Raw genomic sequence first — 9,209 nt, forward strand, 5'->3', positions numbered from 1 at the left:
CCTTTCCATGCCTGCTTCGACTCCCCACCTTGACGAGGTCGAGCTGCTCGACCTCGCGGACGGCATTCCGTCCCCGTCCCTGCGCGAGCGCGCCGAGACCCACCTGGACACCTGCGCGTCCTGCCGCGCGGCCCTGGCGGACTTCCTGCGCGTGCGCGCCGTCTCCGCGCCGGACGTGCACGCCGCGCGCACCGCGGTGATGGTGTCGGAGCCGCTCACGCGCTCCGCCCGGCCGCGCATTCCCCAGGTCGCACAGGGGACGCTGCTGGGCCGCTACGTGGTGCTGGAGCGGCTGGGCGCCGGAGGCATGGGCGTCGTCCACGCGGCGTACGACCCGAGCCTCGACCGGCGGATTGGCCTGAAGCTGCTGCGCGCGCCGCCCTCCGCGGGAGGATCGCTGGGCATGATGGAGCGGCTGTTGCGCGAGGCCCAGGCCGCCGCGCGCACGCGCCATCCGCACGTCGTCGCCGTGCACGACGTGGGGACGTTCGGGGACGTCGTCTTCATCGCGATGGAGCTGGTGGACGGCGGCACGCTGCGCCAGCACCTGAAGGAGTCCGCCCGGCCGTGGCGCGACGTGGTGCGGCTGTACGTCCAGGCGGGCCGGGGGCTCGCGGCGGCGCACGCGGCGGGCGTGGTGCACCGGGACTTCAAGCCGGACAACGTGCTCGTGGACAAGGAGGGCCGTGCCCGCGTGACGGACTTCGGGCTGGCCCGCCTGGAGTCCACGGAACCCGAGGACGCCGCCTCACCGGCCCCCGCGCTGGCCTCGGGCGAGGCTGCGTCTCCGAAGGGAGTCCCCGCGCTGGGCTCGGGCGGGGCCGCATCGCCGAAGGCAGACCCCGCGCTGGCCCCGGGCGAAGCTGCGTCTCCGAAGGCGGCACCGCTGGTCACCAGTGTCGCGGGCACTCCCGGGTACATCGCGCCGGAGGTGCTCGCGGGCGCGCCCGCGGACGCGCGGTCGGACCAGTACGCGTTCTGTGTTTCGCTGTACGAAGGGCTGCACGGCCAGAGGCCCTCCGCCTCCGACGCCGGAGGTCTGGCGAACCGGAGCAACCTCCCGCGCGCCGTGCACGCGCTCATCGTGCGGGGGCTGTCGCGTGAGCCCTCGGACCGCCATCCCTCCATGGCGGTGCTGCTCGACGCACTGGAGCGGACGGCCTTCCCGCGCATCGGCGCGAAGGTGGCGGTGTCGGGCGTCGGCGCGGGCGTGCTCGCCATCGCGGCCGCGGTGGTGGTCGCCCGGGGCCCCGGGCCCTGCGCGGACGACCCCACGCGGTTCCGGGGTATCTGGGACGCGGGCCGCAAGGCGGCGATGCTCAAGGCCTTCCAGGCCACGGGCGCGCCGGACGCCGTCGCGGCCTACGAGGCCACGGCCCGCACGCTGGATGCCTACGCCGCTGGCTGGCATGACAGCAGCCGCGATGCGTGCCTGGCCACGCACGGACATGGCACGCAGTCCACCGCGGTGCTGGACCTGCGCACCCACTGCCTGGAGCGCCGTCGCCGGGAGCTGACCTCGCTCACGGAGGTGCTCCTCTCCGCGGACCGCGCGGGCGTCGCCAGCGCTCCGGAGGCCGCGCAGGCGCTGAGCCCGCTGTCGCGCTGCGCGGACGTGGAGGCGCTGTCCCAGCCGGTGCCCCCGCCGGAGCGGCCGGAGGTCGCCGCTCGCGTGAAGGCCGCCTACGCGAAGCTGGACGACGCGCGGGCCCGCCTGGGCGCGGACCGGTGGCAGGACGCCGTGGACCGCGTCGCCCCCATCGTGAAGGAGGCGGAAGCCCTGGGCTACCAGCCGCTCCTGGGCGAGGCCCTGCTCATCGAAGGGGAGGCCCGCGCCTTCCTGCGCGATGAGTCCGCGGCCCCGGCGCTCCGCCGCGCGATGCTCGCGTCGCTGTCAGGTCGCGACGACCTGCGCGCCGCGGAGGCCGCCGTCCACCAGGTCTTCGTCGACGGCGAGGTGACCCAGCGTCCGGAGCAGGCGAAGGCCCACGCCGACGAGGCCCGCGCGCTCCTGGCGCGCTCCGGGGGCAACCCGGAGCTGGAGTCCCAGTTGCTCGTGTACGAGGGCAACTCGCTGGAGCAGCAGTCGCGTTCATCGGACGCGCTGCCTGTCATCCAGCAGGGACTGGCGCTCCAGGAGCGGCTGCACGGCCGCGACTCGCCACGGCTTGCCCGCGGGCTGCTCATCATGGCCTCGACCCAGCGGTCCATGGGGCGCAAGGAGGAAGCGCTCGCGACCATCCAGCGCACCCGGAACATCCTGGAGGCCGCCTATGGCCCGGACCACCCGAAGGTCGCCATCGCGATCAACAACATGGGCGGGACCCTGATCGAGCTGCAGCGCTACCAGGAGGGATATGACGCCTTCCTGGAAGCCCTGCGCCGCTACGAGCGCATCCATGGCCCCGACCACCTGCCCCTGCGCTACGTCGCCGGTCTGCGGGGAAACCTGAGCGCGGCGGCCTTCCGCATGGGGCACTACGCGGAGGCCGAGCGCAGCATGCTGGAGGCCCGGACCATCTACAAACAGCTGTTCCCCAAGGGCTCCGTCTTCCGCATCCGCTCGGGCACCAACCTGTCCCAGATCCTCATGTACCAGAGCCGGATCACCGACGCCCAGGCGCTGCTCCATGAGATGGAGGAGGAGGCCGCCGCGGGCCGGGCCGATGGCCGCAAGGACCCCATCTTCGCGGCGCCGTCACGGTGCGAGGCGGAAGCCTGGATGCGGCTGGGACAGACCGAACGCGCCGTCGCGGCGGCCCGGCGCGCCGTGGCCATCGTGCGGGAGCTGGAGGGGGAGACCGAGCTGGGCGAGGCGCTGCGCGTGCTGACCGTGGCCCTCACCCGGGCGAAGCAGCTCAACGAGGCCCGGGACGTGGCGCGCGAGTACCTGACCCTGCACCACAAGCTCGCGGGCGAAGCGGCCCGGCCTCCCATGGAGGTGGAGGAGATGATGGCGGAGCTGGCCCTGGAGCGGGGCGAGGTGGAGGAGGCCCGCCAGTGGGCGGAGCACTCCCTGGAGGCCTGGGAGCAGACGGTGGCCCCGCCCCTGGAGATGGCCAACATCCGCTTCGTCCTGGCCCGCGCGCTGCGAAAGGCCCACCGCGAGCCGGAGCGGGCCCGCGCGCTGGCCACCGCCGCCCGCGACGCCGTGCTCCCCACCGCCGAGCCCCGGCTGCTCAAGCTCTCCGAGCTGGACGCGTTCCTGCGCGCGCCCTGATAGGGTCCCGCCCCCTATGAGAACCCTCGTCGGACTGACCTCTTCGGGCTGGACGGAGAAGGCCCGGTGGGCGTTGGACCACCACCGCGTCGCCTACCGCTTCCAGGACTACGTCCCCCTCATCCAGGAGCGCTGGCTGCGCAAGCAGGTGGCGCCCGGCGTGAAGCCCTCCGTGCCGCTGCTCGTGGAGCCGCTCCATCCGGCCACGCACGGCTCGTTCGCCATCGCGAAGCGCGCGGAGGAGCTGGGGCAGGGCAGCCCGCTCTTCCCGGCCGCGCACCTGGACGCCATCACCGCCTGGAACGACACCAGCGAGAGGGTGCTGGACGCGGCGCGCGCCTACGCCATGCCGCGCATGCTGACGATTTCCCGCGCCCAGCAGGAGGCCCTGCCGAAGTTCGTCCCCGGCTTCCTGCGTCCGCTGTTCGCGCCCTCCGCGCGCCTGGGCATGCGCTACGTGGTGAAGAAGCACCAGGTGGCGGACGGCTCCCCGGAGGTCATCGAGGCCCAGGTCGCCCCCGCCTACGAGAAGCTGCGCGCGGCGCTGGGCGGCAGGCCCTACCTGCTGGACGCGGGCTTCACGTACGCGGACATCACCACCGCGGCGATGCTCGTCCTCCTGGGGCCGCCGGCGGACCGGCACCTGCCCATGGGGCCGGGCACGCGCGAGGTGTGGACCCATCCGGGGCTCGCCGCCCGCTTCCCGGATCTGCTCGCGTGGCGCGACGCGCTCTACGACAAGCACCGCCGCACCTGAGCAAGACAAACGGGCCGCCTCCCCGTGAGGGAAGGCGGCCCGCCGTTGAAGCGAATCCCTGGTGCGTGAAGCGGAAACTACGCCGTCTTCTTCACGCCCTTCGTGGCGTCCACCAGCACTTTGGCGAAGGTGAGCCCGTCGGGGCCCGCGTCCGCCTGGATGTGCTCGCCCGGCGCGAACTCGCCGTTGAGCACCTTGAGCGCGAGCGGATCCAGCAGGTACTTCTGCACGGCCCGCTTCAGCGGCCGGGCGCCGTACGTCGGGTCGTAGCCGCGCTCCGCCAAGAGCTCCCGCGCGCTGTCCGTGAGGTCCAGCGTGAGGCGCTTGGCCTGGAGCAGCTTCTGGAGCTTCCCGAGCTGGATGTCGACGATGCGGTAGATGTCCTTCTTGCGCAGCGGCTCGAAGACGACGATTTCGTCCACGCGGTTGAGGAACTCCGGACGGAAGTGTCCGCGCAGCGCCTCCATCACCTCGCCGCGCGTCTTCTCGTTCAGCACGTCCGTGCCCGCCATGCCCTCCTGGATGGCCTGCGAGCCGATGTTGGACGTGAGGATGAGCACCGTGTTGCGGAAGTCCACCGTGCGGCCCTGGCTGTCCGTCACCCGGCCCTCGTCGAGAATCTGGAGCAGGATGTTGAACACGTCGTGGTGCGCCTTCTCGATTTCATCGAAGAGCACCACCGTGTACGGCCTGCGGCGCACGGCCTCCGTGAGCTGGCCGCCCTCCTCGTAGCCCACGTAGCCCGGGGGCGCGCCCACGAGCCGCGACACCGCGTGCTTCTCCATGTACTCGGACATGTCGATGCGGACCATGGCCGTGTCGTCGTCGAAGAGGAACTCCGCCAGCGCCTTCGCCGTCTCCGTCTTGCCCACGCCCGTGGGGCCCAGGAAGATGAATGAGCCGATGGGACGGTTCGGGTCCTGCAGCCCGCTGCGCGCGCGGCGCACGGCGTTGGACACGGCTTCAATCGCGCTGCGCTGGCCGATCACGCGCTCCGCGAGCCGGTCCTCCATCTTGACCAGCTTCTGCATCTCGCCCTCCATCAGCTTGGAGACCGGGATGCCCGTCCACTTGGCCACCACGGAGGCGATGTCCTCGGAGTCCACCTCCTCCTTGAGGAACTTCTGGTTCTTCTGCAGCTCCGCCAGCTTCGCGTTCTGCGCCGCGACCTCCTTCTCCAGCGAGGGGATGACGCCGAACTTCAGCTCCGCGGCGCGGTTCAGGTCGCCCTGGCGCTCGGCCGCGGCCTGGTCGTTGCGCGCCTTCTCCTGCTTCTCCTTGAGCGAGCGCAGCGCCGCGATGGCCTTCTTCTCCTCGTCCCAGTGGGCCTTGAGCGAGTCGAACTTCTCCTTGAGGTTCGCGAGCTCCTTCTCGATGGTGGCCAGGCGCTCACGCGAGTGCGGGTCGGTCTCCTTGCGCAGGCCCTCGCGCTCGATCTCCAGCTGCGTCACCTTGCGGCGGATGTCGTCGATCTCCGTGGGCATGGAGTCGATCTCGATGCGCAGGCGGCTGGAGGCCTCGTCGACCAGGTCGATGGCCTTGTCCGGCAGGAAGCGGTCCGCGATGTACCGGTGGCTGAGCGTGGCCGCCGCGACGAGCGCGGAGTCCTGGATGCGCACGCCGTGGTGCACCTCGTAGCGCTCCTTGAGGCCACGCAGGATGCTGATGGTGTCATGCACCGTGGGCTCGCCCACGAACACCGGCTGGAAGCGGCGCTCCAGCGCGGCGTCCTTCTCGATGTGCTTGCGGTACTCGTCCAGCGTCGTCGCGCCAATGCAGTGCAGCTCGCCGCGCGCGAGCGCGGGCTTGAGCATGTTGCCCGCGTCCATGGCGCCCTCGGCCTTCCCGGCGCCCACGAGCGTGTGCATCTCGTCGATGAAGAGGATGATCTCCCCGGCCGCGTCCGAGACCTCCTTGAGGACCGCCTTGAGGCGCTCCTCGAACTCGCCGCGGTACTTCGCGCCGGCCACCATCGCCCCCAGGTCCAGGGTGATGAGGCGCTTGTTCTTCAGGCCCTCCGGCACGTCGCCGTCCACGATGCGGCGGGCCAGCCCTTCCGCGATGGCCGTCTTGCCCACGCCCGGCTCACCGATGAGCACGGGGTTGTTCTTGGTGCGGCGGCTGAGCACCTGGATGCAGCGGCGGATCTCCTCGTCGCGGCCGATGACGGGGTCCAGCTTGCCGCTGCGCGCGGCCTCCGTGAGGTCGCGGCCGTACTTCTCCAGCGCCTGGTAGGTGGACTCCGCGTCGGCGCTTGTCACGCGCGAGGAGCCACGCACCTCCTTGAGGCCCGCCTGCACGCGCTCGCGCGTCACGCCGGAGGACTTCATGGCCTCGCCGACGGCGCCCTTGTCCTGGGTCAGCGCGAGGAGCAGGTGCTCGGAGGACGTGAAGTCGTCCTTCAGCGCCTTGGCCTCATCCTCCGCCTTGTCGAAGGTCTTCATCAGGCGCTGGCTGAGCATGGCGCTCTCGCCGCCCTGGATGCGCGGGAGCTTCTGGAGCGCCTCGCCCAGCCGGCCCGCGAACAGCTTCACGTCCACGCCAATCTTGCGCAGGAGAGGGTCGACGATGCCGTCCTTCTGCCCCAGCAGCGCCGTGGCCAGGTGCTCCGGCTCGTAGTGGGGATTGTCGGCCCGGCGCGCCAGGGACTGACCTTCCTGGATCGCCTCCTGTGCCTTCACCGTGTATTTGTCGAGTCTCATGGACTGAACGTAAGGGCCGGGCACCCCTTGGCAAGGCGACACTGCCCGTACGCCCTGCGATTTCCCCGGAATACTTTGAGCTGCTGGAAGCAGCCGGGTAATCGTGGAGGCGAAGTTGCCAGGGGGTGGGGGGGTCGGTTATAGGCGGCGCCCATCCTCGGGGGCTTCACTCTGGACGCACACGGCGGCTATCTCGTTCGACTCGACACCTTTTCCGGGTTGGCGCTGGTGCGTCTGGCCCGGGAGGCCCTGTCGACGGACAGCGTCCCGGCCGCCACGGCGCTGCGCGTCACCATCAACCGCCGCCGCAAGGTGGTGCGCCTGGCCTTCCTGGGGCCCTTCTCCCAGGGCCGGCAGGGTGCCCACTGGTACGCCGCCCACCACGCCCTGGCCCGCCTGCTGTCCGCCGCCGCCAACGCCACCGTGCACGCCTACGTGTACGACGCGGACGAGGGCGAGGAAGTCATCGCCTACGGCAATGGCCGCCGGGTGGGTGGGGAGAAGGTGGTGTACGAGGACGCGGAGCTGCCGTGTCCCCTGGAGGAGCTGGACGACGAGGCGTTCGCCCGGCTCCAGTCGCGCTGGCCCATGGGGCACCTGGCGTACGTCTACGGCCTGACCCGGGACGAGCTCCTGCGCATCCCCCGCGCCCCGCTGGCCCGCGTGCTGCCGTTGGAGGGCACGGCCGCCGGCTCCGAAGCGGACGCGATGGCCTCCCTGGAGGCGCTGCTCCTGGGGCCCGCACAGCCCCGCGCGGAGACGGACGCGGGCTGAAGCAGGCGGACGGCCTTCGCGCCGCGCCGCGTCAGCCCCGTGCGGGCCGCCTCAGGGGTCTTCTGTGGGCCCGTCGAGCGTGACGATGGCCTCGCGCACGCCCTCGCTGCGGAAGTACTGGGCGAGCAGGGCGAAGCCGCCAGCCACGAGCACCGTGGGCAGCACCGCGCTGAGGGTCATCAGGGACGGGACGAGCGCATAGAGCTGCTCGGCGGCGGCCGGGTCCTTGAACTCCGGCAGGCCCTTGAGTCCCTCCACCATGGCCTGGCTGGTGTGCCGGGCCACGACGGTCCACTGGGCCCCGTCGATGGTGCGCATCAGCGCGGCGAAGATGCCCGCGCCACCGAGCAGCTGCCGGAAGCCGTCCCGGGGGATGCCATCCGGGGAGCGCAGCATGCGGCTGGAGGCGAAGAAGAGCAGGGTGCAGGCCACCGTCAGCCCGGTCAGCACCAGGGCGCGGGACTCGCGCATGGGGGAGAGCGCGGACAGCTGCGCCTCCATGATGGCCTGGGTGACGGCGGGGTCCTTGCCCAGCAGGGCCAGGGTGGGGGTGTGCTCCCGCTGCGCTTCCCGGTGCGCCTCGAAGTTCATCATGACGGAGGCCTCGCTGCAGGCGAGGAACCCCGTCAGGGTGGAGAGCACCAGGCACAGTGCGGCGGCGATGCGGACGCCCCGGGGCAGTGCCCCCGGGCGGGTGACTTCACGGGGCTTCACTTCCGGCTCGCCTCCACGTAGCGCAGGCGCAGGTCGGACAGGAGGTTGTCCACCAGCTTCTCCTCCTCGGCGGTGAGGTTGCCGCGCGTCTTCTCGCGGAGCATCGCCAGGAGGTCCAGGTTCTGCCGGGCCGCCGGCAGGTCCTTCTCCACGCGGCCCGTCTCCGGGTTCGGCGCGCCCCCCATGTGGATGAGGACGGCGGAACCCAGCCCGACGATGAAGGTGCTGAACGACAGGGACTCCTCGGAGGCGGGGCTCGCTTCCCCCGTCATCACGAAGGTCTCACCCCGCTTCTCCGAAGGGCTCATTCGGACGCCTTGTCCTCTTCGTCGGCCGGCTCGTCCGCGTCGTCCTCGTCGGAGGCGTCGTCGTCCGTGTCGTCCTCGTCCTCGTCCTCGTCATCGAAGTCGTCCTCGATGTCGCCATCCATCAGCGTCTCGATGGGGACGGCCTTGTCGGCCACGTCCGGCAGCTCCTCGAGGTGCTTCTTGTACGCGTCCTCGTCCACCTGGCCGCTGCGCTGGTAGCGATCGGCGGTGCGCTTGTCGAGGTGCTTCGGGTTGATGCCTTCAGCCATGATTCAAATCCTCGGAATTGCTTGGAAAACAGCGCGGCACCTTATAGCAGGAGGGGCGCCTGTCAACGCCGCTGTCCCCAGGCCCGGAATCCGATGAACGTCTCGCCCCGCCCCCCGCTTCCCCAAGGCCCGTACCTGTTGGTCGACGACAGCGTCCGTCCGGAGCTGTCCCTGGTGGACAAGGCCCTGCGCCTGCTTGCTGGCGGCGCCCGCGTCCTCCAGCTGCGCATGAAGCACACCCCGCCCCGGGAGGCGCTGGCCGCAGCTCGGGCGGTGGTGGCCCGCTGCCGGGAGGCGGGCGCGGTGTGCCTCATCAACGACCGGGTGGACCTGGCGCTCCTGTCGGACGCGCACGGGGTGCACGTGGGGGATGAGGACCTGCCCCCGGAGGCGGCGCGGGAGCTGTTGGGCCCGGGCCGGTACGTGGGCGTCACCGCGCGGGGGACCGACGGGGCGCTGTCTCTT

Annotated in this window: 8 protein-coding genes; 4 read left to right on the forward strand and 4 right to left on the reverse strand. The window is 71.5% G+C overall.

Annotated elements, in window-relative coordinates; translation table 11 throughout:
• Nucleotides 1-7 precede the first annotated feature (7 nt).
• Together D7W79_RS12610 and D7W79_RS12615 are read left to right on the forward strand one after the other, a co-directional pair.
• Nucleotides 8-3,220: a serine/threonine-protein kinase gene (locus D7W79_RS12610; protein WP_120525617.1), complete on the forward strand. Its 3,213-nt coding sequence runs from the start codon at nt 8-10 to the stop codon at nt 3,218-3,220.
• Between the two features lie 16 nt (nt 3,221-3,236).
• Nucleotides 3,237-3,977, forward strand: coding sequence for a glutathione S-transferase C-terminal domain-containing protein (locus D7W79_RS12615; RefSeq protein ID WP_120525618.1), 741 nt, complete (start codon nt 3,237-3,239; stop codon nt 3,975-3,977).
• Between the two features lie 77 nt (nt 3,978-4,054).
• Here the strand turns inward: D7W79_RS12615 and clpB are convergent, their stop codons facing one another.
• On the reverse strand, nt 4,055-6,679 hold the full coding sequence (gene clpB, locus D7W79_RS12620; RefSeq protein WP_120525619.1) for an ATP-dependent chaperone ClpB: 2,625 nt from the start codon (nt 6,677-6,679) through the stop codon (nt 4,055-4,057).
• A 228-nt stretch (nt 6,680-6,907) separates the two neighbouring features.
• Between clpB and D7W79_RS12625 the strand changes: the two genes are divergently transcribed.
• Entirely contained in the window at nt 6,908-7,453 is a 546-nt protein-coding gene (locus D7W79_RS12625) for a hypothetical protein (protein WP_244221737.1), read from the forward strand.
• Between the two features lie 51 nt (nt 7,454-7,504).
• Here D7W79_RS12625 and D7W79_RS12630 read toward each other — a convergent pair whose 3' ends face one another.
• Genes D7W79_RS12630 through D7W79_RS12640 form a run of 3 tightly spaced genes read right to left on the reverse strand, consistent with a single transcriptional unit; the run spans nt 7,505 to nt 8,744 of the window.
• Entirely contained in the window at nt 7,505-8,167 is a 663-nt protein-coding gene (locus tag D7W79_RS12630) for a hypothetical protein (protein WP_171439174.1), read from the reverse strand.
• Nucleotides 8,164-8,475 (reverse strand): DUF1844 domain-containing protein, encoded by a 312-nt coding sequence (locus tag D7W79_RS12635; RefSeq protein WP_120525620.1) that lies wholly within the window; start codon nt 8,473-8,475, stop codon nt 8,164-8,166. Before D7W79_RS12635 ends, D7W79_RS12630 begins: the two co-directional genes overlap by 4 nt.
• Nucleotides 8,472-8,744 (reverse strand): hypothetical protein, encoded by a 273-nt coding sequence (locus D7W79_RS12640; RefSeq protein ID WP_120525621.1) that lies wholly within the window; start codon nt 8,742-8,744, stop codon nt 8,472-8,474. The genes D7W79_RS12635 and D7W79_RS12640 overlap by 4 nt, the downstream gene beginning before the upstream one ends.
• Nucleotides 8,745-8,837: 93 nt before the next feature.
• Between D7W79_RS12640 and D7W79_RS12645 the strand changes: the two genes are divergently transcribed.
• On the forward strand, nt 8,838-9,209 hold a 372-nt coding region (locus D7W79_RS12645; RefSeq protein ID WP_208729715.1), incomplete at its 3' end, for a thiamine phosphate synthase.

It is taken from the genome of Corallococcus exercitus (assembly GCF_003611585.1).
Taxonomy (GTDB): Bacteria; Myxococcota; Myxococcia; order Myxococcales; family Myxococcaceae; genus Corallococcus; species Corallococcus exercitus.